Below are 23,727 nucleotides of genomic sequence, written 5' to 3'. Positions count from 1 at the left end.
TGTGCCGAAGCAGCGGGACGGTCAGAAGTCCTCGTCCAGGTCGACCGTGCCCTCCACGGCGACCTGGTACGCCGACGGGCGGCGCTCGAAGAAGTTCGTCAGCTCCTGGACGCCCTGCAGCTCCATGAAGGAGAACGGGTTCTCCGAGCCGTACACCGGTGCGAACCCGAGGCGGGTGAGGCGCTGGTCGGCGACGCACTCCAGGTACTGCCGCATCGACTCGGTGTTCATGCCCGGCAGGCCGTCACCGCACAGGTCGCGCGCGAACTGCAGCTCGGCCTCGACGGCCTCCTTGAGCATGTCGGTGACCTGTTGCTGGAGCGCGTCGTCGAACAGCTCCGGCTCCTCCTTGCGGACGGTGTCGACCACGTCGAAGGCGAAGGACATGTGCATCGTCTCGTCGCGGAACACCCAGTTGGTGCCGGTGGCGAGGCCGTGCAGCAGACCCCGGCTGCGGAACCAGTACACGTAGGCGAAGGCGCCGTAGAAGAACAGGCCCTCGATGCACGCGGCGAAGCAGATCAGATTGAGCAGGAAGCGCCGGCGGTCGGCCTTCGTCTCCAGGCGCTCCAGCTTCTCGACCGAGTCCATCCACTTGAAGCAGAACCCGGCCTTCTCCCGGATGGAGGGGATGTTCTCGACGGCCGCGAAGGCCGCCGCCCGGTCGTCCGGGTCGGGGAGATAGGTGTCGAGCAGCGTCAGATAGAACTGGACGTGCACGGCCTCCTCGAAGAGCTGCCTGCTCAGATACAGGCGCGCCTCGGGCGAGTTGATGTGCTTGTACAGCGTCAGGACCAGGTTGTTCGCGACGATCGAGTCGCCCGTCGCGAAGAAGGCCACCAACCGGCCGATCAGGTGCTGCTCGGCCGGAGTCAGCTTGGCGAGGTCGGCGACGTCCGAGTGGAGGTCGACCTCCTCCACGGTCCAGGTGTTCTTGATGGCGTCCCGGTAGCGCTCGTAGAAGTCCGGGTAGCGCATCGGGCGGAGGGTGAGTTCGAAGCCCGGGTCGAGGAGGTTCTGGGGACGGGTGGACATTACTGGCAGGCCTCGCAGGACTCGGGGTTTTCCAGGGAGCAGGCGACCGCGTCGGGATCGGCGGCCTGCTGGACGGGGATGGTCTTCTGTGTCTGCGCCTGGGCGGCGCGGGCGATGCGCGTCGCGGGCCGCGAGCGCAGGTAGTACGTCGTCTTGAGCCCGGACTTCCAGGCGTACGCGTACATCGAGGAGAGCTTGCCGATGGTCGGCGTCTCCATGAAGAGGTTGAGCGACTGCGCCTGGTCGAGGAACGGGGTCCGCGCCGCGGCCATGTCGATCAGGCCGCGCTGCGGGATCTCCCACGCCGTGCGGTACAGGGCCCGTACGTCGGCCGGGATCCACGCGAAGTCCTGCACCGATCCGTTGGAGTCGCGCAGCGCCTCACGGGTCCGTGCGTCCCAGACGCCGAGCTCCTTCAGATCCTTCACCAGGTACGAGTTGACCTGCAAAAACTCACCGGACAGCGTCTCGCGCTTGAACAGGTTCGACACCTGCGGCTCGATGCACTCGTACGCGCCCGCGATGGAGGCGATGGTGGCGGTGGGCGCGATCGCCAGGAGGAGCGAGTTGCGCATGCCGACGGCCGCGATCCGCTCGCGCAGGGCCGCCCAGCGCTCCGGCCAGGTCAGCTCCACCTCGTAGTGGTCGGGGTGCAGCACACCGCGCGCGGTACGGGTCTTCTCCCAGGCCGGCAGCGGGCCGTTCCGCTCGGCGAGGTCGGCGGAGGCCTCGTACGCGGCGAGCATGATGCGCTCGGCGATCCGCGTGGACAGGGCCTTGGCCTCCGGGGAGTCGAAGGGCAGGCGCAGCTTGAAGAACACGTCCTGCAGACCCATGGCACCGAGGCCGACGGGCCGCCACTTGGCGTTCGACCGGCCCGCCTGCTCGGTCGGGTAGAAGTTGATGTCGACCACACGGTCGAGGAAGGTGACGGCCGTGCGGACCGTCTCGTCGAGGCGCTGCCAGTCGATGTCACCGCCGCTCACGAACGCACCGAGGTTGACCGACCCCAGGTTGCAGACCGCCGTCTCCCCGTCGTCCGTGACCTCCAGGATCTCGGTGCAGAGGTTGGAGGAGTGGACGACATGGCCGGGCAGGGCGGTCTGGTTGGCGGTGCGGTTCGCCGCGTCCTTGAAGGTCATCCAGCCGTTGCCGGTCTGCGCGAGGGTGCGCATCATCCGGCCGTACAGCTCACGGGCCGGGATCGTCTTCTTCGCGAGCCCCGCCGCCTCGGCCTTGCGGTAGGCGGCGTCGAACTCCTCCCCCCACAGGTCCACCAGCTCCGGCACGTCCGCCGGGGAGAACAGCGACCACTGTCCGTCGGCGTTGACCCGGCGCATGAACTCGTCCGGGATCCAGTGCGCGAGGTTCAGGTTGTGCGTACGGCGGGCGTCCTCACCGGTGTTGTCGCGCAGCTCCAGGAACTCCTCGATGTCGGAGTGCCAGGTCTCCAGGTAGACGGCCGCGGCGCCCTTGCGCCGGCCGCCCTGGTTCACGGCCGCCACCGAGGCGTCCAAGGTCTTCAGGAACGGCACGATGCCGTTGGAGTGCCCGTTGGTGCCGCGGATCAGCGAACCGCGGCTGCGGATCCGGGAGTACGACAGACCGATGCCGCCGGCGTGCTTGGAGAGCCGGGCCACCTGGTGGTAGCGGTCGTAGATGGAGTCCAGCTCGTCCAGCGGGGAGTCGAGGAGGTAGCAGGACGACATCTGGGGGTGGCGGGTGCCGGAGTTGAAGAGCGTGGGGGAGGACGGCAGGTAGTCGAGGCGGCTCATGAGCCGGTAGAGCGCGGCGACTTCGTCCAGGGAGCGGACACTGTCGTCCTCGGCGAGGCCTGCGGCGACCCGCAGCATGAAGTGCTGGGGGGTCTCGACGACCTTGCGGGTGAAGGGGTGCCGGAGCAGATACCGGCTGTGCAGCGTGCGCAGCCCGAAGTAGCCGAAGCGGTCGTCGGCGCCCGTGTCGATCAGCGCGTCCAGCCGCGCGGCGTGCACCCGCGCGAACTCGGCGGTCCGGTCGGCGATGAGCCCCTCCCGGTGTCCCACGGCCACGGACTCGGTGAAGGACGTCACGCCCTGCGAGGCGGCCTCCGCGCGGATGGTGAGGGTCAGCAGCCGGGCGGCCAGCCGGGAGTATGCGGGGTCCTCGGAGATGAGCCCGGCGGCGGCCTCCGTGGCCAGCTCCCGCAACTCCGCCTCGTCGGCGTTCGCCGACCGGCCACGCAGGGCGGCGGCGGCGACCCGGCCGGGGTCGGTGTCGGGGAGGTCGGCGGTCAGCTCGGTCAGGGTCCGCAGCAGCGCGGCACCGGGACCGTCGGTCTCCAGGCCGTCGGCTGAAGCCGGGTCTGCTGGCGCGATGGTCACGTGGGGCTCTCCCTCGCTCGGCACGGGGGCCTGGCGGAGGGCGGGGGCAGCCACGAGCGCACACGGCGTCGCGTCCACCGGCCCACTCCACGAGGCCCGGACGTCTCAGGGCACACCGGCCGGACGGCCGGGTGCGCTGTCGGCAGGTCCTCGGACTGACTCCTGTGCACGGCGTTCAGGGAACGGACACACACAAGTACACCGTTGCGGGACAGTTCCGGATTCGCACCGGATTCCCCTGCGGCGACAGCGAGGATGAGCATACATCTAGTGCCGGGCTGTCAGGTCACCCCCAGATGTTGTGTCTGTTGTGTGGTGCGGTGGCTTCGGAGGGTCAACTTCCGAGTTGCAGGGCCCGGCTGGAGTGTTTCCATGGAAGAAGGTGCCCCGCGGGTCCTTCGTGCCGAGAGCCGGCCTCGGAAGGAGAACGCACCATGACGAGGATCGTCCGTCATCCGCCGGGCAAGGTGCGGCCTCGCAGCGCGCCGATGGCGACGCTGGAGGCGAGACACGTGCGATCCGGGTTGTGTGGCTGATCCTCCTGACCGCACTCCTCGCCTGGGCCGCGGAAGGGCTTTGTGCTCACCGCCGGGCCCGGCATGGCCGAGATCGTGGGCCGTGAGGAGGTCGCCCGGGTCATCGCCCAGAGGCTGCGGCAGCGCGAGACCCGCAGGCCCTGTCTGCTCGTCGGCGGTGTCGGCACGGGCAAGACGGCCGTCCTGGTGCGGCTGACCGAGCTGCTGGCCCGGCAGCACGCCGTTCCCGTGCCGATCCGGCTGAGGGACGCAACCGGTGCCGATCTGAACTTCGAGCGCATGGCCAGGCAACGGTTCGCCGAGGAAGCGCCTCACGGCATTCTGGCGCGCACCAAGAGCGACCGGATCTGGCAGCAACTGCTCGCCGACGACAAGGTGGTCGTCATCGCCTCCCGGCCGCACAGTCCGCTGGAGAGCACCCCGCCGCGATCGTGGAGCTGGAGCCGCTGAGCGAGGAGTCGGCGCTGCACTTCGTCGAGGCGCGGGTCCCGGAGACGGACGAGCGCCGCGTGGACTGGATCGTGGAGACCGCGGAGGTCACCGAATCGCCGATCTACCTGCAGATCGCCCGCGAACTGCACCACCACGGCGACCTCGAACGCGTTCGTCCGCGCAACGACAAGGACCGGCTCGACACCCGCAGTTGGGACCGCAGCACGCTCCGGCTGTGGCTCCTGGAGACCTGGGCCCACGCCATGAGTGACGGCCGGCTGCGCGAGGACGTCGAGCTGAGCCCCCGGCCCCCGGGGCGGGGTGCCCCGGGGCGAGGTCCGCGAGCCCTTCTGCCGGCAGCAGCAGGTCCTGCTGCCCGGAACCATCCGCCGCTGCTTTCCCAGGCTGGTGCACCGAAAGACACCGCCCTGGGTCAGCATGCGCGTCCGCGAACTGGACCGCTTCTGGGACGCGATGGCCGGACGCACACGGGACGAGGGCGTCCGGCCGAGGCGCGTGGGCTAGGGGGTGTCGTTTGGATCATCCCGGCGTCGCAGGGTCCCCTAGTGCGCGCTGCCCGCCGTCGCCGACGGCAGTTCCACCTGGACGCCGAGGTCGCCCGCGTCCGCCGTGTAGTCGGCCGGGCTGGTCTCGTCGATGCCCTCGGGGGCCTTGGCGGCCTTGAGGACGAAGGTGAGGACCACGGTCACGGCGACGTTGAGGACGAACGCGGTCAGGCCGATGTAGCCGATCTCCCCGATGCCCGGGATCTCCTTGGCCGAGCCGCCGAAGTGCTTCTGGGTCGGCGAGGCGACCCCGTACGCCGCGACCGTGCCGTACACCATGCCGACCGCCCAGCCGGCGAGCAGCGCCCAGCGGTGGAACCAGCGGGTGAACAGGCCGCCGACCAGGGCCGGGAAGGTCTGCAGGATCCAGATGCCGCCGAGCAGCTGGAAGTTGATCGCGACCGTCTTGTCCATGGTGAGGACGAAGACCAGGGCGCCGACCTTCACCAGCAGTGAGACGATCTTGGAGACCTGGGCCTCCTGCCGGGGAGTGGCGTCCGGCTTGATGAAGTCCCGGTAGATGTTGCGGGTGAAGAGGTTCGCCGCCGCGATCGACATGATGGCCGCCGGTACGAGAGCGCCGATGCCGATCGCCGCGAAGGCCACGCCCGCGAACCAGTCCGGGAACATGTCCTCGAACAGCTGCGGGATGGCCAGCTGCCCGTTGGTGACCTTCACTCCGGCCGCGATCGCCATGAAGCCCAGCAGGGCGAGCAGACCGAGCATGAGGGAGTACAGCGGCAGGATCGTGGTGTTGCGGCGGATCACCTCACGGCTCCTGGACGACAGGGTCGCGGTGATCGAGTGCGGGTACATGAACAGCGCGAGCGCCGAACCCAGGGCCAGGGTGGCGTACGTCCACTGGTTCGCCTCCGGGGGCACGAGCGCGCCGCGCGGCTTGCCCGTCGCCGGGTTGACCTGGCTGAACGCGTGGCCCGCCTTGGCGAAGACGTCGTCGAAGCCGCCCAGCTTGATCGGGATGTAGATGATCGCCACCCCGATGACGATGTAGATCAGCGCGTCCTTGACGAAGGCGATCAGGGCGGGCGCGCGCAGGCCGGAGGAGTACGTGTACGCCGCCAGCACGCCGAACGCGATCAGCAGCGGCAGGTCCTTCACGAACCAGTTGGTGGTGTCCCCGCCACCGACGCCCATCACGTCCAGCACCGCCTGGATGCCGACGAGTTGCAGCGCGATGTACGGCATCGTCGCCAGGATGCCGGTCAGCGCCACGGCCAGCGACAGGCCCTTGGAGCCGAAGCGGCCCCGGACGAAGTCCGAGGTGGTGACGTAGCCGTGGCGGTGGCTGACCGACCACAGGCGCGGCAGGAAGGTGAAGATCAGCGGGTAGACCAGGATCGTGTACGGCACCGCGAAGAAGCCGGTGGCGCCCGCCGCGTAGATCGCCGCCGGCACGGCGACGAAGGTGTACGCCGTGTACAGGTCGCCGCCGAGCAGGAACCAGGTGATCCAGGTGCCGAACGACCGTCCGCCCAGGCCCCATTCGTCCAGGGAGTGCTCGTTCTCGGCCTTGCGCCAGCGGGCGGCCAGGAAGCCCATGACCGTGACGGCCAGGAAGAAGAAGATGAAGACGCCGAGCGCGACGCCGTTGACGTCGTTCTTCACTTCGCCTCACCGCCCTTCGGGGACACGGGGGAGGCATGGGAGGCGCGGGCGCGCTGGTCGCGCTGCCACAGCTTGTACGCGGCCATCGTCAGGGCGGTGGAGATCAGCACCCAGAGCATCTGGTACCAGTAGAAGAACGGGATCCCGACGAAGGCCGGGTCCGTCTTGGCGTAGGAGCCGACCCAGAGCATCGCCACGAAGGGCGCGACGAGGCAGAAGGCGATGATCACCCGGACCGGGGTGACGAGCGGTGGTCTCACTTCAGGTGTGTCGGACATGCCAAGGCTCTCCGTCCCCTCGCTGATCACCTGTGTAATGCGCAGGCAATCTAGGTGACGGTGTCGCGACAGTGGAAGACCTCGTCCGTATATCGGTATATCGATTCAGCGAACGTCCACCAGGTCCACCGGTCCTACTCGGCGGGCCGCTTGAGCCGTGCGACGAACTTGTAGCGGTCCCCGCGGTACACCGACCGCACCCACTCCACCGGCTTGCCCTCGCGGTCCAGGGAGTGGCGGGAGAGCATCAGCATCGGCAGGCCCACATCGGTGCCGAGCAAACCCGCCTCGCGCGGCGTGGCCAGCGAGGTCTCGATGGTCTCCTCCGCCTCGGCGAGGTGGACGTCGTAGACCTCGGCGAGCGCGGTGTAGAGGGACGTGTACTTCACGAGCGACCTGCGCAGTGCCGGGAAGCGCTTGGCGCTCAGATGCGTGGTCTCGATGGCCATCGGCTCGCCGTTGGCCATGCGCAGCCGCTCGATGCGCAGCACCCGTCCGCCGGCGGCGATGTCCAGCAGCCCGGCGAGCCGGTCGTCCGCGGTGATGTAGCCGATGTCCAGCAGCTGCGAGGTGGGCTCCAGGCCCTGGGCGCGCATGTCCTCGGTGTAGGAGGTGAGCTGCAGCGCCTGGGAGACCTTGGGCTTGGCGACGAAGGTGCCCTTGCCCTGGATGCGCTCCAGCCGGCCCTCCACGACCAGCTCCTGCAGTGCCTGGCGGACGGTGGTGCGGGAGGTGTCGAACTCGGCAGCCAGGGTGCGCTCGGGCGGCACCGGCGTGCCCGGGGCCTGCGTCTCCGTCATGTCGAGCAGGTGCTTCTTCAGGCGGTAGTACTTGGGCACGCGCGCCGTACGGACGGTCGTGCCGGCCTCGTTCTCCGCACTGCTGACGTCGGTGCTCATGCTCTGCCTTCCCGGCTCCGGATGCCGAAAGCGACCGACTGGCATCGGCCACGGGTCACATCGTGGCACGGCTTCGTGTGTCACGAGTCCACCCGGACGCTCCGTGATCTCCTCTGTATACCGTCGCACCTGCTGTTGGTCTAGGCCACCACCCCCTGTGCTTGATCAGATGCCCTGCCAGTCCGGCTTGTTGGCGTAGGTGTGCCGGAAGTAGTCGGCCAGCTTGAGCTTCGAGGCGGCGGCCTCGTCGACGACCACCGTGGCGTGCGGGTGGAGCTGGAGCGCGGAGGCCGGGCACACGGCCGCGACCGGCCCCTCGACGGTCGCGGCGACCGCGTCCGCCTTGCCCTCACCGGTCGCCAGCAGCACCAGATGCCGGGCTTCCAGGATGGTGCCGATGCCCTGGGTGATGACGTGGTGCGGGACCTGCTCGATGTCGCCGTCGAAGAAGCGGGCGTTGTCGATCCGGGTCTGCTGGGTCAGTGTCTTGATCCGGGTCCGCGAGGCGAGCGAGGAGCACGGCTCGTTGAACCCGATGTGTCCGTCGGTGCCGATCCCGAGCAGCTGCAGGTCCACTCCGCCGGCCGCGGCGAGCGCGCGGTCGTACGCCTCGCACGCCGCCTGTACGTCCCGGGCGGTGCCGTCGGGTCCGACGAACGCGTCCATGCCGATGCCGAGCGGCTCCAGCACCTCCCGGCGCAGCACCGAGCGGTAGGACTCGGGGTGGTCGGCGGGCAGCCCCACGTACTCGTCGAGCTGGGCTATGCGCGCCCTTGAGGTGTCGACGGCGCCGGAGCGGACCTTGGCGGTCAGTGCCTGGTAGACGGGCAGCGGGGTGGAGCCGGTGGCCACGCCGAGCAGGGCGTCGGGCTTGCGTCGCAGCAGCTGGGCCATGGCTTCGGCGATCAGCTCGCCGCCCGCCGCGGCGTCCGGAACGATGACAACTTCCACGCTGGGCCTGCCGTTCTGAAGTGGGCTCGTGCGTCTCCATGTGGTTTAGACCAATCTAGCAGAATCGGCGGGCGCGGGTGCGGGTCCGGGCGCGGAAACCCGGCACGCCGGGGTCATTTCTCTAAGGTCCGCTATAAAATGCCTTCCATGGCGGCACACGGGCACACGGAAGAGCAGGTCAAGACGCCGAAGGGGCGTGGACGGCCGCGTTCCTTCGACCGGGCCACCGCCCTGGAGAAGGCGCTCATGGCCTTCTGGGAGCACGGATACGAGGCCACCTCGGTCGCCGACCTCACCCGGATCATGGGCATCGGGGCGCCGAGCCTGTACGCGGCCTTCGGTGACAAGCGCACCCTGTTCGAGGAGGTCGTCCGGGTCTACACCGGCACGCACGGCGCCTTCGTCGACCGCGCCCTCGCCGAGGAGCCCACCGCCCGCGCCGCCGTCGCGCGCGTGCTGCGCGAGGCCGCCGCCGAGTACACCGACCCCGCGCACCCGTACGGCTGCCTGGTCGTGCACGCCGCCACCAACTGCACCAGCCCCGAGGTCGAGGAGCTGCTGCGCGCGCGGCGCAACGACAGCATCGCCGCCCTCGAATCCCGGATCCGGGCGGACCTCGCGGCCGGGCGGCTGCCGGCAGACGTCGATGCCGCCGCCCTCGCCCGGCACACCGGTGCCATGATCCAGGGCATGTCCCAGCAGGCTCGTGACGGAGCGAACCGCAAGGAACTGGAAGCGCTCGCGGAAATTGCCATGGCCATCTGGCCCCGCGACTGACCGAGGCGGGCTAGGCTGCGTGGCATCGGGTGCCATCAGTCGTGCATGCCGACGAGACCATGGACACATCGTTGTGGTCTAGTCCACAATCGACAAGAACACATCAACGTGGAACAAGCCTCCGTCTTCCCCGCACAGGAAGGCGGATCGAGGAACCGGCGCTCTCTGCCCTGACTGCCCCGGCTCCTCGACCTTCGGCCGATCGGGACCGCACACCCCACGGCCGATGATGCTCCGGGCTGCGGTGCCGGGAGGGTTGAGGGTCCCTTCCAGGCGCCGCGGCCCGCGGGTGTTTTCCGGCCACCCACGGCCCGCGGGTACGCTCGCAGACGTGCCCTCCATGAACGAACTGGTCCGCCAGCACACCGCCCTCGACGACTCCGACCTCGAGTGGCTCCATCTGCTGGTCTCGGAGTGGCAGCTGCTCTCCGACCTCTCCTTCGCCGACCTGGTCCTGTGGGTCCCCACCCGCGACGGCACGCGGTACGTCTCGGTGGCCCAGATGCGCCCCAACACCGGCCCCACCTCCTACCAGGACGACATGGTCGGCCACCTCGTCCCGCGTGGCCGCCGGCCCATGCTGGACGCGGCACTGGACGAGGGCCGGATCGTGCGCGAGGGCGACCCGGAGTGGCGCGAGGAGGTCCCCGTACGGGTCGAGTCCATTCCCGTACGACGCGAGGGCCGCGTCCTCGGCGTGATCGCCCGCAACACCAACCTGCTGACCGTCCGCACCCCGAGCCGTCTGGAGCTCACCTACCTCCAGAGCGCCTCCGACCTCGCGCAGATGATCGCGGCAGGATCGTTCCCCTTCCCCGACCAGCAGGTCGACATGGACGCCTCGCCGCGCGTCGGTGACGGACTGATCCGGCTGGACGCCGACGGCATCGTCCAGTACGCCTCCCCGAACGCGCTGTCCGCCTACCACCGCCTCGGCCTCGCCGCCGACCTGGTCGGCCAGCACCTCGGCCAGACCACCGCCGAACTCGCCCCCACCCGGGGGCCGGTGGACGAGGCGCTCGCCAAGGTGGCCAGTGGCTGGGCGCCGCGCGAGTTCGAGATCGAGGCCAATGACGGGGTCATCCAGTTCCGGGCGATCCCGCTCAAGCCCAAGGGCACCCGGATCGGTTCCCTGGTGCTGTGCCGGGACGTCACCGAACTGCGGCGCCGCGAGCGGGAGTTGATCACCAAGGACGCGACCATCCGGGAGATCCACCACCGGGTGAAGAACAACCTCCAGACGGTCGCCGCGCTGCTGCGGCTGCAGGCCCGGCGCATCGACTCCGAGCGCGGCCGGGAGGCCCTGGAGGAGGCCGTCCGCCGCGTCGGCTCGATCGCGATCGTGCATGAGACGCTGTCTCAGAACCTGGATGAGCGCGTGGAGTTCGACGACATCGCCGACCGCGTGCTGGCGATGGTCGCCGAGATCTCGCCGGGCAAGGTGACCGGCCGGCGCAGCGGGCGCTTCGGCATACTCGACGCCGAGGTGGCCACCCCGCTGTCGATGGTCCTCACCGAGATCCTGCAGAACGCCCTGGAGCACGGCTTCCGCGAGGGCGACACCGGCACGGTCGAGGTGTCGGCGGTGCGTGGGGGTACGACGAAGGAGGCCCGGCTTCTCGTCACCGTCCAGGACGACGGCGTCGGCCTGCCCGAGGACTTCGATCCGCACCGCTCGGGAAACCTGGGGCTGCAGATCGTACGAACGCTGGTGGAAGGGGAGTTGGGCGGTTCGTTCGACATGGTTCCCGCACCGGGGCGGGGGACCCGGGTGATCCTCGACATTCCGGTGCGGGCGCAGAAGTGAGCTGCGGGTGCTGAAGTGGGGCACGTCACCCTGTCCTGAGGACGTTTGCGCACAGCAAAAAGCCCCGGACCGTCATGGGTCCGAGGCTCGTGCTCGTGCTGCTCTGCTAAATCGCTAGCGGCATCGGGGGATACTGCGCGCTGCGGCTCGGGGGCGGGAGATGCGTGCGTGCTGCACGCGCCGCCAAGCTCAGGCTGTCAGCAGGGGTGGGTGTGTCAGGCGGAGGCCTGACGGGCCCGGTTGCGGGCGGCGCGGCGCTTCATGGCGCGGCGCTCGTCCTCGCTGAGACCACCCCAGACGCCGGAGTCCTGGCCGGACTCGAGCGCCCACTGCAGACACTGCTCGATCACCGGGCAGCGACGGCAGACGGCCTTGGCTTCCTCGATCTGCAGCAGCGCAGGACCGGTGTTGCCGATGGGGAAGAAGAGCTCGGGGTCTTCCTCGCGGCAAACGGCGTTGTGACGCCAGTCCATGGCTGCTACCTCTCCTAGGTTCTCTGAACGTATTACGTGCAGGTTGCTTGTGAATGTGAACGCTTTCACGAATCCCTCAACAAGTGAAGGGCCGACCGCCGAGTCTTCCCCGGCGTGGTCCTTGGTTTGAAGAGGGGTTCCGGTGATCAGTGGAGGCCGGTGTTGCGGGCCGTCCCGATCGCCACGTAGAGACTCGCAAACCTCAGCGGCGGATACAACCCCTTCCGGAAAGTTTTTTTTGATTCCTCGGTGTCGACTAGGTCACAGCCGTACTTCCATGGGGTGGATCCTGGCCTAAACGTTCGAGTGAAAGGACTTTTGCGTCTTCCGCTCACACAATCACACGCAGTGCACGGCGTACGCCTGTGAACGTCACGCTCGTACGCAGCCCCAGGTGGTCACCGTCCATCTGCAGGGGGAGAGGCACCTTCGAATGCAAGGTGAACCGGTCCAGATCATGCAGGGAGAGCACGTGCTTGCCATGGGGGCCGCGCTCGGGGGACGAAGTGAGCAACTGGGTGCCATACCGGGCAACCGAGGCCGTCGACAGACGGCTGAGACCGAGCACGTCGATGCCGGTGTCGAACGAGGCTTTAGGTGACGTGTACATGGGGCGATTGCCGAGATACGTCCACGGGGACGTGTTCGAGACTATGGCGACCACAAGATCACCGACCGGGTCCTCGCCGGGCTGCTCCAGCGTGATGGAGCCGTGCCGCCGGTTCGGCTCGCCCAGGAACTGCCGGATCACCTGCCGTACGTACAGCGCGTGCGTCGACTTCTTGCCCCGCTCGCGCTGCTGCTCGACCCGGCCGACCACGCCCGCGTCGAAACCGAGGCCGGCATTGAAGGTGAACCAGCGGTCCGGGACCGCCTCGTCCTCGGTGCCGGGCGTGCCCGAGGTCAGCCCGAGCCCGACGACGCGCTCGCTGCCCTCCCGCAGGGCGTCCAGCAGGGCGCCGGTGGCCTCGACGGGGTCGTTGGGCAGGCCCAGGGCGCGGGCGAAGACATTGGTGGAGCCGCCGGGGACGACGGCGAGACCGGGCAGGCGCTCGGGGTCGGGGCCGGCGTGCAGGAGGCCGTTGACGACCTCGTTGACCGTGCCGTCGCCGCCGAGGGCCACCACGAGGTCGATGTCGTCACTGTCCGCCGCCTGCCGGCCGAGGTCGCGCGCGTGGCCGCGGTACTCGGTGGTGACCGCCTCCAGCTTCATCTCGCTCGCCAGCGCGTGGATCAGGACGTCGCGCCTGCGTGCGCTTGTGGTGGTTGCCGCCGGATTGACCACGAGAAGTGCACGCATGGAGGGCAGCGTACCTACTGGGGGGTACTGGGCGTAGAGCGAGGTAGGGATCCGGTAAGAGGTGGGGGCGTGACAGTGGACACGGGGCCGGGCCGCGGGGTGCGGCTCCGCTGCCGGGCGCGGGTCCTCGGTGGCCGATCGCGCCCACGGCGGAGCCGCACATCGAGACGGCCCCGCGCCCCTTTCGGGGCGCCCCCACCGCCCACCGTTACCCTGCTGGGGTGAGCAGTGAGCAGAGTCCCGCCCAGACCACCGCCGAAGCCGCCGGTCCGCGCCCCCGTCGGCTGACGTACGCCGCCGTGCTGGCCGGGCTGGAGGGCGTCGCCCTCGCGGTCGGCGGTCTGTGGGTGCTCGTGCTGGGACTCACCGGCTCCCCGGACGACCGGCAGCAGGCCGTGACCCTGGGGATCACCCTGGTCGTGCTCGCGCTGCTGCCGCTGCTCGCCGCGCGCGGACTGCTGCTGCGGCGCAGCTGGAGCCGCGGCCCCGCGGTGATCACCCAGCTCATGGCGCTGCCGATCGCGTACAACCTGATCCATGCCGACAGCGTGGCCATCCCGGCCGGTATCGCCCTCACGGCCGTCGCCGTGGCGGCGCTGGTGCTGCTCGTCAACGGCGAGACGACCCGGGCCCTCGGCATCAAGGGACCGGGCCGCGCCGAGTAGATCACTCCTCGACGAGCAGCTTCTCCCGCAGCTGCGCCAGTGTGCGGGCCAGCAGCCGGGAGACGTGCATCTGGGAGATGCCGACCTCCTGCGCGATCTGCGACTGGGTCATGTTCCCGAAGAAGCGCAGCAGCAGGATCCGCTTCTCCCGCGGCGGCAGATCCTCCAGCAGCGGCTTCAGCGACTCCCGGTACTCCACGCCCTCCAGCGCCTCGTCCTCCGCGCCGAGGGTGTCGGCGACCGCGGGGGACTCGTCGTCGGTGTCGGGGACGTCCAGGGACAGCGTGGAGTACGCGTTGGCGGACTCCAGGCCCTCCAGGACCTCCTCCTCGGAGATCGCGAGCTTCTCGGCCAGCTCGTGCACGGTGGGGGAGCGGCCGTGCAGCTGGGACAGCTCGGCCGTCGCCGTGGTCAGCGAGAGCCGCAGCTCCTGCAGCCGGCGCGGCACCCGGACCGCCCAGCCCTTGTCGCGGAAGTGCCGCTTGATCTCGCCGACGACCGTCGGGGTGGCGTACGTGGAGAACTCCACGCCGCGCTCCGGGTCGAACCGGTCGACGGACTTGATCAGACCGATCGTGGCGACCTGGGTGAGGTCGTCCAGCGGCTCGCCGCGGTTGCGGAACCGGCGTGCCAGGTGCTCCACGAGCGGCAGGTGCATACGGACCAGCTGATTGCGCAGCTCGGCGTACTCCGGACTGCCCGCGTTCAGCGTGCGCAGCTCCACGAACATCGCCCGCGCCCCGCTGCGGTCCTGGGGGCCGTGCTGTGCTGCCTGCACGGCCTCCGCGCCCGGCGCGTCGTCCTCGGCGTTCCGCTCGTGCTCGCTCATCGTCCCGCCCGTAGCCCTTCCCCGAGCCCTGGCCGCCGCGCGGGGTCCCACCGCGGGGGCGCCCTCAACGGAACCGTCACCGCCGGCCCGCGCGGAGTCGTCCTCCGGGTGCGGTCTGGCCTGCTCGGGGATGCCGTCGATGCCGTCCGCCATGCGCCGGGAACCGTCCCCGGGGCCCTCCCCGGGCGTCTCGGCCGTCCTCGGCCAGGGGGCACCCCCGTCCCCGACCGGCAGCTCCCGTGTGCCGCGCTCTTCGTCACGCACCGGACCGTCCCCGTTCCTCACGCCGGCCCAGGACCTGCGCCGCGCTGTTTGTAGAGGCTGATCGACACGGTCTTGTCCTCGTCGACGGCGGACGAGACCTTGCCCGCGAGGGCCGACAGCACGGTCCAGGCGAAGGTGTCCCGCGAGGGGGCGTGACCGTCCGTGGTCGGCGCCGCGACCGTGACCTCCAGCGAGTCGTCGACGAGCCGGAAGACACAGCTGAGCACGGAGCCGGGCACCGCCTGTTGGAGCAGGATCGCGCAGGCCTCGTCCACGGCGATCCGCAGATCCTCGATCTCGTCCAGGGTGAAGTCCAAGCGGGCCGCCAGACCGGCCGTGGCCGTCCGCAGCACCGACAGGTAGGCACCCGCAGCCGGCAGCCGGACTTCCACGAAGTCCTGATTCGCCGCGGGCTCGCCTGCGATCTGGGACACCCTCACCTCCATGGTGGTACAAGCTTTACGGGGCCGAGGGTTGCCCCCCGGGGTAACGCGTACGTGGTTCCGCGGTGACGCTATCGCGCTCCGAACGTTCCTGTCCCGGGACCCCCAACCCCCTTGGCGTCACTCACAGTAAAGCTGTGTATACGCTCCGTGTCTAGAGGGTTTGCGGGCCCAAATGGGAAGTGGGCGCGCCGGGTTGACGTACCCAGACGTCACACGCTCGAACCGTCGTGCGGTCGTCGCCGCATGCAGTGTCACACGAGAACGGGGTCAGGCGGGAATGTGATCACGCGACGGCCTGCTCAGGCCAGTACATGGTCCACGAAGCACCACCGCCACTCCTCGCCCGGCTCGAAGGACCGCATGACCGGGTGACCGGTCGTCTCGTGGTGCTGCGTGGCGTGCCTTCCCGGCGAGGAGTCGCAGCAGCCGACGTGTCCGCAGCTGAGACACAGCCGCAGCTGGACGGGGTGCGTGCCGTCCCGCAGGCACTCCGGGCAGGTGGCGTCGAGCGGATCCGGCTCCGGGTGCGGCAGCGCGTCGGTGTGCGTGCACTGTTTCATGATTGCCAGATTACGACGGGTGTGCGGGTGGCCGCGCGGACAACGAGGGTGGGCGAGGATCATGGACGTGATGCCGCTGCTGTTGCTGGTGGCGGGCAGTGCGGCGGTCGCGGGGGCCGCCCGGCGCACCCCCGTGCCGGCCCCGCTGCTGCTGGTCGCCGTGGGCCTGGTGGTCTCGTACGCCCCCGGCGTCCCGCACTACACGCTGGATCCGGAGATCGTCCTGCCCCTGGTGCTGCCCCCGCTGCTGTACAAGGAGGGCACGGAGAGCTCGTACCTCGATCTGCGCGCGCAGATGCGGCCCGTGGGGCTGCTGTCGATCGGGTACGTGCTGTTCGCGACCTTCGTCGTCGGCTGGGTCGCCTACCTCGTCGTCCCCGGGCTGCCGCTGCCCGCCGCGCTGGTCCTGGGCGCGGTGGTCGCACCGACGGACGCGGTCGCGGCCGCGGCGATCGCACGCCGGGTCGGCCTGCCGTCCAGGATCACCACCATCCTGCAGGGCGAGTCCCTGCTCAACGACGCCACCGCGATCACCGCGTACAAGGTGGCCCTCGCCGCGGCCGTCGGCGAGGGCGCCACCTGGGCGGGCGGTGTCGGCGAGTTCCTGCGGGCCGCCGTCGGCGGTGTCGTCGTCGGACTGGTGCTCATGGTGCCGATCCACTGGCTGCGCACCCACCTGAAGGAGGCGCTGCTGCAGAACACCCTCTCCCTGCTGATCCCGTTCGTCGCCTATGGCGTGGCCGAGCAGTTCCACGGCTCCGGAGTCCTCGCGGTCGTGGTGGTCGCGGTCTACCTCGGACACCGCGCGTGGGAGGTCGACTTCGCCACCCGGCTCCAGGAGGACGCGGTGTGGCGGATGGTCGCCTTCGTGCTGGAATCGGCGGTGTTCGCGCTGATCGGCCTGCAGTTGCCGACCGTCCTGAAGGGGCTGGGCGCCTACCGGGGCGCGGATGCGGCCTGGTACGCGATCGCGGTCTTCCTCGTGGTCGTAGCGGCCCGGTTCGTCTGGGTGTTTCCGGCGACCTTCCTGCCCCGCCGGCTCTTCCGCCGCATCAGGGAGCGCGAGGACGACCCCACCTGGCGCGGGCCGGTCGTGACGGGGTGGGCCGCCATGCGCGGTGTGGTGTCCCTGGCCATCGCGTTCTCGATCCCGCTCACGGTGCACGGCGGCGCCCCCTTCCCGCAGCGGAACCTGATCCTGTTCCTGACCTTCACCACCGTCATCGGCACCCTCGTGGTGCAGGGCCTGACCCTCGCGCCGCTGATCCGCCTGATGCGGTTCCCCGGGCGCGACCGGCAGGCCGAGACGCTCGCCGAGGCCAACGCCCAGGCACAGGCCTCCCGGGCCGCCGAGAGCCGCCTGGACGACCTCCTCTCCGACGAGCGCAACGCCCTGCCCCCGCCGCTCGCCGACCGCCTGCGCACGGTCCTGGAGCGCCGTCGCAACGCGGTCTGGGAGCGTCTCGGCCAGACCAACCCGGTCACCGGCGAGACCGTGGACGACACCTACCGCCGGCTCTCCCGCGAGATGATCAGCGCCGAACGCGAGGTCTTCGTCAAGCTCCGGGACAACCGCTACATCGACGACGAGATGCTGCGCGCGCTGCTCAGACGCCTGGACCTGGAGGAGGCGGCGGCCTACCGGGAGGCGGCCTAGTGGGTGTCCCTAGCCCTCCGGGAACGGCCGCCCGGTGACGACGGCGGCGATCGTCGTCCCGCGCGCGAAGGCGCCCTCCCCGGCGAGGGAGACAAGTCCGTAGAGCAACTTGGCGACATAGAGACGTTCGACGGGCAGCCCATGGCGGTCCTCGAAGTCTTCCGCGAAAGCGTGCAGGCCGGGTGTCGTACGGGCGTAACCGCCGAAGTGGAAACGCTCGTCGAGCGACCAGGAGCCGGTACGGGCGCCGAAGGCACGTTCCTGCAGACTCCTTACGTCGCCTTCCAGGAAGCCGCCCTTGAGGACCGGTATGCCGAGCGCGCGCTGTCCGGCCGCCAGCCCGGCCGCGAGCCCCGCGAGGGTGCCACCGGTGCCGCAGGCGACCGCCACGACGTCGGCGTGCCCGCGCAGTTCCCCGCCGAGGGCCCGGCAGCCGTGTACGGCCGCGCTGTTGCTGCCGCCTTCGGGGACGACGTACGCCTCCTCGGCGCCGGCCGCGCGCAGGATCGCGGCCAGGGTCTCCGGCTCCGTCTTGCGGCGGTACGCCGACCTGCCGACGAAGTGCAGGCGCATGCCGTCCGCCGCACACCGGGCCAGGGAAGGGTTGAGCGGACGGCCGGCCAGCTCCTCGCCGCGGACCACGCCGGTGGTCGGCAGACCGAGGAGGCGGCCCGCGGCGGCGGTGGCGCGCAGGTGGTTGGAGTAGGCACCGCCGAAGGTGACCAGGGGGCGGCCTCGGGCCGCCTCCACGTTCGGCACGAGCTTGCGCCACTTGTTGCCGATGAGGTCGGGGTGGATCAGGTCGTCGCGCTTCAGGAGCAGCTGGAGTCCGTGACGGCCGAAGCGCTCGTCCCTGACCTCCTGAAGAGGGGAGGGCAGGCGCGGGGTGAGCGGGTCGGTGCTGGTCACTGCCTCATTGTCGCCACCCCTCCAACCGCTCGGCCACCCGCTCCCGCAGCCACCCCATCCCGAAACCCCTCGGATCCACCTTCCCCGGCTGCCACTCCAGGTGGCCGATCACCGAGCTCTCGGTCCACCCGTGCCGGCGGCACACCGCAGCCGCCGCCCGGGTGACCGCGTCCAGCTGGACCTGCGGCCAGGGGTCCTCCCCGTCGCCCAGGTTCTCGCACTCGAAGCCGTAGAAGTGCCGGTTGCCGTCGGTGTTCGCCTCGTTGTCCGGCGGCAGCCCCTCCTCGGCGATCACCGCGCGCAGCACGTCGTCGTCACCGAGGCCGGCGTGGTTGGCGCGGCCGTAGCCGACCAGATGGACCCTGCCGTCCTTGGTGATCACGCCGTGGCACAGCGGGCCCGGCAGCGCCGGACGGCCGTCCCTGCACATCTGCACCGTGTGCGCGCTGCCGCGGGTCACCGTGTGGTGGATCATCACGCCGTGGACGGGCCCCCACGGGCCCTTGTGATTGCGGTTGTGGTTCTGCCAGTCGCCGACCTCGACGACGGTGACGCCCTCCGCTCGCAGAGCGTCCAGAAACCCGCTCGCGGACATGGGTGGGGCCATGCCGCCTCCTTCGTTCCGTGCCGGTCCGTTCCGGTCGCCGGACGCTACCGAAACCGGACCCCGGACCACGACGAGATCCCTCTTCGTGCCCAGTAATCCGATGATCCATTCCCGCTCTTTCGGGTAATGGCGCGGCCACTGACAGTGATGGAAGGCTCGGTTGCGAGACCGGTGCCTGCGCGATTCGGCACCGGGAATACCTGGGAGGCAATTCTCTATGTCGGTAGGCGAAGAGGTCCGCACGGATCAGAGCAAGCCGCAGCAGTCCCTCGGGACGGCGGCCGCGCGGAACCTGGCCACCACCACCAAGTCCGTCCCGCAGATGCAGGAGATCAGCTCCCGCTGGCTGCTGCGCACACTCCCGTGGGTCGACGTCCAGGGCGGCACGTACCGCGTCAACAGGCGACTGACATACTCCGTCGGCGACGGCCGCATCACCTTCGTGAAGACCGGCGACCAGGTCGAGGTCATCCCGGCCGAGCTCGGCGAACTGCCGGCCCTGCGTTCCTACGAGGACGAGGAGGTGCTGACGGAGCTGGCCCGGCGCTGCCGCCAACGCGACTTCGCGGCCGGTGAGGTGATCGCCGACTTCGGCAACCAGACGGGCGAGGTGTACCTGCTGGCGCACGGCAGGGTCGAGAAGATCGGCACCGGCCCCTACGGCGACGACGCCGTCCTCGGGGTCCTCGCCGACGGCGCCTACTTCGGGGAGCAGGCGCTGCTGGACCCGGACGCCATCTGGGAGTACACCGTCCGCGCGGACACCGCGACCACGGTGCTGATCCTCAGCCGCCAGGACTTCCAGCAGATCGCCGAGCGCTCCGACACCCTGCGTGCCCACCTGGAGCAGCTGCGCTCCGTCCCGGAGCAGCGGACCAACAAGTACGGCGAGAAGGAGGTCGAGCTGGCGGCCGGTCACTCAGGCGAGCCCGACATCCCGCACACCTTCGTGGACTACGAGGCACGGCCCCGCGAGTACGAACTGAGCATCGCCCAGACCGTGCTGCGCATCCACACACGCGTGGCCGACCTGTACAACCAGCCGATGAACCAGACCGAGCAGCAGCTGCGGCTCACGGTCGAGGCGCTCAAGGAGCGCCAGGAGCACGAGCTGATCAACAACCGCGACTTCGGCCTGCTCCACAACTGCGAGTACGACCAGCGGATCCAGCCGCACGACGGCGTGCCCAGCCCGGACGACATGGACGAGCTGCTCAGCCGCCGGCGCAGCACCAAGCTGTTCCTGGCCCATCCGCGCGCGATCGCCGCGTTCGGACGCGAGCTGAACAAGCGCGGCCTGGTCCCGGAGACCGTCGAGATCGGAGGCAACCGCATCCCCACCTGGCGCGGGGTGCCGATCTACCCGTGCAACAAGATCCCGGTCACTCCGGAGCGCACGACCTCGATCATCGCGATGCGTACCGGTGAGCAGGACCAGGGCGTCGTCGGTCTGCGCCAGTCGGGCATCCCGGACGAGATCGAGCCGAGCCTGTCGGTCCGCTTCATGGGCATCAACGAACAGGCCATCATCAAGTACCTGGTGACGGCCTACTACTCGGCCGCCGTGCTGGTGCCCGACGCGCTCGGTGTGCTGGAGAACGTCGAGATCGGCCGCTGGAGGTGACGTTTCCGCACTTCGCGGCCGTGTCCCCGCCCGCCGCGGCGGGTAGACCCTCGGAACATGCGTCCGGCCGGGCCGGCGACGCCGGCGTCCGCGGACCTGGCGAGGGGGAGACATGGCCGAGTTCATGACGGAGACAGAACAGCGTTCCCCCGTCGTGCCGCACCCCGGCACGGCGGGGGAACGGAGGGGGAGGACCGACGCCGGTCCGTTCGACGGACAGGAGGCGGCGGTCCTGCTGGAGTGCACCCGGGCCGTCGTCGACCCGGAGCTGCGCGCGGCCCTGGAGTCGCTGCCCGGCGCCATGCGCCGGATCGCGTTCTACCACTTCGGCTGGCAGCACGCGGACGGCACCCCGGCAACGGGCAAGGCCGGCAAGGCGATAAGGCCCGCGCTCGTCCTGGCGTCGGCCGCGGCCCTCGGCGGGCCGGCGGCCCGGGCGGCGGCGGTCCGGGCGGCGGTGGCGGTCGAACTGGTCCACAACTTCACGCTGCTGCACGACGACGTGATGGACCGGGACACCTCCCGCCGGCACCGGCCCACGGCCTGGACGGTGTTCGGTGACGCCGACGCGATCCTCGCGGGCGACGCCCTCCAGGCACTGGCCCTGCGGCTGCTCGCCGAGGACCCGCACCCGGCCTCGGGACCGGCCGCGGCCCGGCTCGCGGACTGTGTCCTGGAGCTGTGCGCCGGCCAGCACACCGACACGGACCTGGTGCGCCGCGCCCCGGACGAGGTCACCCTCGACGAGGTGCTCGCCATGGCCGAGGCCAAGACCGGCGCGCTGCTGGGCTGCGCCTGCGCCCTCGGCGCGCTGTACGCGGGTGCCGGCGACGAGGACGTGGCGGCACTGGACGGCTTCGGCCGCCAGGCGGGGCTCGCCTTCCAGCTGATCGACGACGTCATCGGCATATGGGGCGACCCGCGGCGCACCGGCAAGCCGGCCGGCGCGGATCTCGCGGCCCGCAAGAAGTCGCTGCCCGTGGTGGCGGCCCTTTCGACCGGCACCGAGGCGGCGGCCGAACTGGCCGAGCTGTACGGCAAGCCGTATGTCTCCGGTGACGCCGAGGGCATCGCGCGCACGGCCCTGGCCGTGGAGCGGGCGGGCGGCCGGGACTGGGCGCAGGCCGAGGCGGCCGACCGGATGGCCCGTGCCGTGCACGAGCTGTCCCGAGCGATCCCCGCCCCCGAGGCGGCGGGCGGTCTGCTGGCGCTCGCCGAGTTCGTGACCCGGCGCAGCAGCTGAGTGCTGCCGGCACCGGCAGCCGGGAGAAGCCCCGGAGTCCCGGGCCCGTGCGACTCCTGACCTCGCACGGCCCCCGGGATTCCGGCCGGGCGGGCCCCGCACATCCCCACGGCGTGCGGGGCCCGCCGCATGCGCACGCGCGGAAACACCGCTGAGCCCGCCGCCGGTACACCGCTGAGCCCTCAGCCGGCGCCGTACCGTGGGCGCATGCCGAAACTGCCCCGTATTTTCCACATCACCGAACGCTCCCTCTGGGAGACGGCGCGCGAGCGCGGCTCCTATGAGGTGTCCACCCGTGGCCGCACCCTCCAGGAGGAGGGCTTCATCCACTTCTCCACCCGCGAGCAGCTCTCGCGTATCGCCGCGTTCCTCTACGGCGACTATGACGGCCCGGACGAGCTGGTCGTGCTGGTCGTGGACCCGGCCCTGGTCGGCGCGCCGGTGAAGTACGAGGCCCTGGAGCCCGGCGGCGAGGAGTTCCCCCATGTGTACGGGCCCGTGCCGGCCGGCGCCGTGGTGGACGTGGAGCCCTGGAAGTGACCGACGAGGGGGCGCGCGCCGCGGGCGCCGGTGGCGGTGCGCGGTGACCCTGGTGTGCCCCTACGCGTCCTCCGGGCGCCGAGCGGCGCCGGGCAGGCCGCCGGTCTCCGGGTCCCGGCCGGTCAGGCAGTAGGTGCCGCCCGCCGGATCGCGCATCACCGTCCAGTGCGGGCCCCCGCCCACCCGGACCGCCCCGTACCCCTCGTGCCGGGCGCGGACGGCGGCGATGTCCGCGCAGGCGAGGTCGAGATGGGCGGAGACGGGACGTTCCTCGTCGAGCCGTTGGAGAAGGATCCGGACGGGCAGCTGCGCCGGCGGCTTCAGCACCTCGAACTCCGGTCGTGACCCGGTCTGCCGCTCCCAGCCGGTGAGGCGGGCCCAGAAGGCGGACTCGGTGGCGTACGCCGACGGCGGGATGTCGAGGCACACCTGGTCGAGCCGACTGCCCGCCACCACCGGCGGCCGCACCGACTCCCCGTGCCAGGGCACGGCACAGAACAACTTCCCTGCAGGAGAGCGCAGTACGGCCCATCCGCCGTGGTCCGCCACCACCTCCGCGCCGAGTTCACGGGCCGTTCCCGTCAACCCCCGCACGTCCTGAGTGCAGAGGTCGAGGTGGGCGCCGCCCTCCCCCTCGATGACACCCTGGAGCTTCACGCAGGCGTCCGCCCCGCCGTCGTCCTCGGGCAGCAGGGTCAGGAACTCCCCCCGGTCACCGCGGGGTTCGGACGGCCGGGTACCGGTGACGGCGGCCCAGAAGGCGCGGGCCTCGGGCAGCCGGGCGGCGGGCCGGTCCGCGAAGGCGTACGTCCAGCGAATGATCATGACGGGGAGTGTAGGCGCCAACTGCCCAACGGCCCGCGGCATTTCGCGTACGTCGTATTACACGCGCCCGGTATCTCACGTTCCCGGTATTTCACTCCGCGGGCCGCTGGAGGAAGCGCAGCTGGTTGCCCGCCGGGTCGCGGAAGGCGCAGTCGCGCACCCCGTACGGCTGGTCCGTGGGCTCCTGGAGCACATCGGCGCCGGACTCCCGCACCCGCTCGTACAGCGCGTCGCAGTCCTCGGTCGTGAAGATGACACCCCGCAGCATGCCCTTGGCGAGCAGCTCGGCCATCGCCTGCCGGTCGGCGGGTGAGGCGTCCGGGTTCGCACCGGGCGGCTCCAGCACGATCTCGACGTCCGGCTGCAGCGGCGAGCCCAGCGTCACCCAGCGCATGCCCTCGAAGCCCACGTCGTTGCGGACCTCCAGGCCGAGCACGTCACGGTAGAAGGCGAGCGCCTTGTCGTGGTCGTCCACCGCGATGAAGCACTGCTTGAGTTTCACGTCCATGCGCTCA

At 70.4% G+C, this 23,727-nt stretch carries 24 protein-coding genes and 1 riboswitch; of the genes, 9 read left to right on the top strand and 15 right to left on the bottom strand.

The genetic code is table 11. The features are described from left to right. Nucleotides 1-21: 21 nt before the first annotated feature. Nucleotides 22-1,035, bottom strand: a complete 1,014-nt coding sequence (locus ACZ41I_RS17040; protein WP_363214468.1) for a ribonucleotide-diphosphate reductase subunit beta — start codon at nucleotides 1,033-1,035, stop codon at nucleotides 22-24. Next, nucleotides 1,035-3,398, bottom strand: coding sequence for a ribonucleoside-diphosphate reductase subunit alpha (locus ACZ41I_RS17035; RefSeq protein WP_363214467.1), 2,364 nt, complete (start codon nucleotides 3,396-3,398; stop codon nucleotides 1,035-1,037). The genes ACZ41I_RS17040 and ACZ41I_RS17035 overlap by 1 nt, the downstream gene beginning before the upstream one ends. A 124-nt stretch (nucleotides 3,399-3,522) precedes the next feature. Continuing rightward, a riboswitch (cobalamin riboswitch) is annotated at nucleotides 3,523-3,696 on the bottom strand. 280 nt (nucleotides 3,697-3,976) lie between these two features. Here ACZ41I_RS17035 and ACZ41I_RS17030 point away from each other — a divergent pair. Further along, nucleotides 3,977-4,384, top strand: coding sequence for a hypothetical protein (locus ACZ41I_RS17030; protein ID WP_468514482.1), 408 nt, complete (start codon nucleotides 3,977-3,979; stop codon nucleotides 4,382-4,384). Nucleotides 4,385-4,687: 303 nt separating this feature from the next. Continuing rightward, on the top strand, nucleotides 4,688-4,891 hold the full coding sequence (locus ACZ41I_RS17025; RefSeq protein ID WP_468514481.1) for a hypothetical protein: 204 nt from the start codon (nucleotides 4,688-4,690) through the stop codon (nucleotides 4,889-4,891). A gap of 38 nt (nucleotides 4,892-4,929) precedes the next feature. On the opposite strand, the gene mctP is transcribed toward ACZ41I_RS17025, so the two are convergent. From mctP to nagB, 4 genes are all read right to left on the bottom strand, one after another. Next, nucleotides 4,930-6,558 (bottom strand): monocarboxylate uptake permease MctP, encoded by a 1,629-nt coding sequence (gene mctP, locus ACZ41I_RS17020; RefSeq protein ID WP_468514480.1) that lies wholly within the window; start codon nucleotides 6,556-6,558, stop codon nucleotides 4,930-4,932. Continuing rightward, a complete protein-coding gene (locus tag ACZ41I_RS17015) occupies nucleotides 6,555-6,836 on the bottom strand; it encodes a DUF3311 domain-containing protein (RefSeq protein ID WP_399764465.1) in 282 nt (93 codons plus the stop codon). The genes mctP and ACZ41I_RS17015 overlap by 4 nt, the downstream gene beginning before the upstream one ends. A gap of 134 nt (nucleotides 6,837-6,970) precedes the next feature. Beyond that, on the bottom strand, nucleotides 6,971-7,735 hold the full coding sequence (locus ACZ41I_RS17010) for a GntR family transcriptional regulator (protein WP_351238169.1): 765 nt from the start codon (nucleotides 7,733-7,735) through the stop codon (nucleotides 6,971-6,973). A 165-nt stretch (nucleotides 7,736-7,900) separates the two neighbouring features. After that, on the bottom strand, nucleotides 7,901-8,686 hold the full coding sequence (nagB, locus tag ACZ41I_RS17005; protein WP_399764469.1) for a glucosamine-6-phosphate deaminase: 786 nt from the start codon (nucleotides 8,684-8,686) through the stop codon (nucleotides 7,901-7,903). A 147-nt stretch (nucleotides 8,687-8,833) separates the two neighbouring features. On the opposite strand from nagB, the gene ACZ41I_RS17000 reads away from it, so the two are divergent. Beyond that, a complete protein-coding gene (locus tag ACZ41I_RS17000; protein WP_468319339.1) occupies nucleotides 8,834-9,463 on the top strand; it encodes a TetR/AcrR family transcriptional regulator in 630 nt (209 codons plus the stop codon). Nucleotides 9,464-9,794: 331 nt separating this feature from the next. Continuing rightward, entirely contained in the window at nucleotides 9,795-11,270 is a 1,476-nt protein-coding gene (locus ACZ41I_RS16995) for a sensor histidine kinase (RefSeq protein WP_399764473.1), read from the top strand. A gap of 215 nt (nucleotides 11,271-11,485) precedes the next feature. Here ACZ41I_RS16995 and ACZ41I_RS16990 read toward each other — a convergent pair whose 3' ends face one another. Both ACZ41I_RS16990 and ACZ41I_RS16985 read right to left on the bottom strand, forming a co-directional pair. Beyond that, on the bottom strand, nucleotides 11,486-11,743 hold the full coding sequence (locus ACZ41I_RS16990) for a WhiB family transcriptional regulator (protein WP_003992873.1): 258 nt from the start codon (nucleotides 11,741-11,743) through the stop codon (nucleotides 11,486-11,488). A 331-nt stretch (nucleotides 11,744-12,074) separates the two neighbouring features. Next, on the bottom strand, nucleotides 12,075-13,043 hold the full coding sequence (locus ACZ41I_RS16985; RefSeq protein ID WP_468514479.1) for a diacylglycerol/lipid kinase family protein: 969 nt from the start codon (nucleotides 13,041-13,043) through the stop codon (nucleotides 12,075-12,077). A 221-nt stretch (nucleotides 13,044-13,264) separates the two neighbouring features. On the opposite strand from ACZ41I_RS16985, the gene ACZ41I_RS16980 reads away from it, so the two are divergent. Further along, nucleotides 13,265-13,708: a hypothetical protein gene (locus ACZ41I_RS16980; protein WP_399764479.1), complete on the top strand. Its 444-nt coding sequence runs from the start codon at nucleotides 13,265-13,267 to the stop codon at nucleotides 13,706-13,708. A gap of 1 nt (nucleotide 13,709) precedes the next feature. Here the strand turns inward: ACZ41I_RS16980 and ACZ41I_RS16975 are convergent, their stop codons facing one another. The 3 genes from ACZ41I_RS16975 to ACZ41I_RS16965 form a co-directional block, all read right to left on the bottom strand. Beyond that, nucleotides 13,710-14,801: an RNA polymerase sigma factor SigF gene (locus ACZ41I_RS16975; protein WP_363214458.1), complete on the bottom strand. Its 1,092-nt coding sequence runs from the start codon at nucleotides 14,799-14,801 to the stop codon at nucleotides 13,710-13,712. A gap of 17 nt (nucleotides 14,802-14,818) precedes the next feature. Then, on the bottom strand, nucleotides 14,819-15,235 hold the full coding sequence (locus tag ACZ41I_RS16970; RefSeq protein ID WP_067055564.1) for an ATP-binding protein: 417 nt from the start codon (nucleotides 15,233-15,235) through the stop codon (nucleotides 14,819-14,821). Between the two features lie 311 nt (nucleotides 15,236-15,546). Next, nucleotides 15,547-15,807, bottom strand: a complete 261-nt coding sequence (locus ACZ41I_RS16965) for a UBP-type zinc finger domain-containing protein (protein WP_363214457.1) — start codon at nucleotides 15,805-15,807, stop codon at nucleotides 15,547-15,549. A 61-nt stretch (nucleotides 15,808-15,868) separates the two neighbouring features. Between ACZ41I_RS16965 and ACZ41I_RS16960 the strand changes: the two genes are divergently transcribed. Next, entirely contained in the window at nucleotides 15,869-17,464 is a 1,596-nt protein-coding gene (locus tag ACZ41I_RS16960; protein WP_363214456.1) for a Na+/H+ antiporter, read from the top strand. Between the two features lie 9 nt (nucleotides 17,465-17,473). Here ACZ41I_RS16960 and ACZ41I_RS16955 read toward each other — a convergent pair whose 3' ends face one another. Further along, on the bottom strand, nucleotides 17,474-18,373 hold the full coding sequence (locus tag ACZ41I_RS16955; RefSeq protein ID WP_468319335.1) for a 1-aminocyclopropane-1-carboxylate deaminase/D-cysteine desulfhydrase: 900 nt from the start codon (nucleotides 18,371-18,373) through the stop codon (nucleotides 17,474-17,476). Between the two features lie 4 nt (nucleotides 18,374-18,377). Beyond that, on the bottom strand, nucleotides 18,378-18,980 hold the full coding sequence (locus ACZ41I_RS16950; protein WP_363214454.1) for an N-acetylmuramoyl-L-alanine amidase: 603 nt from the start codon (nucleotides 18,978-18,980) through the stop codon (nucleotides 18,378-18,380). 217 nt (nucleotides 18,981-19,197) lie between these two features. On the opposite strand from ACZ41I_RS16950, the gene ACZ41I_RS16945 reads away from it, so the two are divergent. From ACZ41I_RS16945 to ACZ41I_RS16935, 3 genes are all read left to right on the top strand, one after another. Beyond that, complete coding sequence (locus ACZ41I_RS16945; protein ID WP_363214453.1) at nucleotides 19,198-20,604, top strand: family 2B encapsulin nanocompartment shell protein; 1,407 nt, start codon at nucleotides 19,198-19,200, stop codon at nucleotides 20,602-20,604. A 112-nt stretch (nucleotides 20,605-20,716) separates the two neighbouring features. Beyond that, on the top strand, nucleotides 20,717-21,847 hold the full coding sequence (locus ACZ41I_RS16940; RefSeq protein WP_468514478.1) for a family 2 encapsulin nanocompartment cargo protein polyprenyl transferase: 1,131 nt from the start codon (nucleotides 20,717-20,719) through the stop codon (nucleotides 21,845-21,847). A gap of 207 nt (nucleotides 21,848-22,054) precedes the next feature. After that, entirely contained in the window at nucleotides 22,055-22,387 is a 333-nt protein-coding gene (locus ACZ41I_RS16935; protein WP_468514477.1) for a DUF952 domain-containing protein, read from the top strand. Between the two features lie 60 nt (nucleotides 22,388-22,447). On the opposite strand, the gene ACZ41I_RS16930 is transcribed toward ACZ41I_RS16935, so the two are convergent. Beyond that, entirely contained in the window at nucleotides 22,448-23,212 is a 765-nt protein-coding gene (locus ACZ41I_RS16930; protein ID WP_399764494.1) for a VOC family protein, read from the bottom strand. Between the two features lie 91 nt (nucleotides 23,213-23,303). Next, on the bottom strand, nucleotides 23,304-23,720 hold the full coding sequence (locus ACZ41I_RS16925; RefSeq protein ID WP_023546852.1) for a VOC family protein: 417 nt from the start codon (nucleotides 23,718-23,720) through the stop codon (nucleotides 23,304-23,306). Nucleotides 23,721-23,727: the final 7 nt, after the last annotated feature.

It is taken from the genome of Streptomyces sp. NPDC030799 (assembly GCF_055572255.1).
The sequence above is the reverse complement of the archived record's forward strand: the minus strand, read 5'-3'. Positions and strand labels throughout refer to the sequence as shown.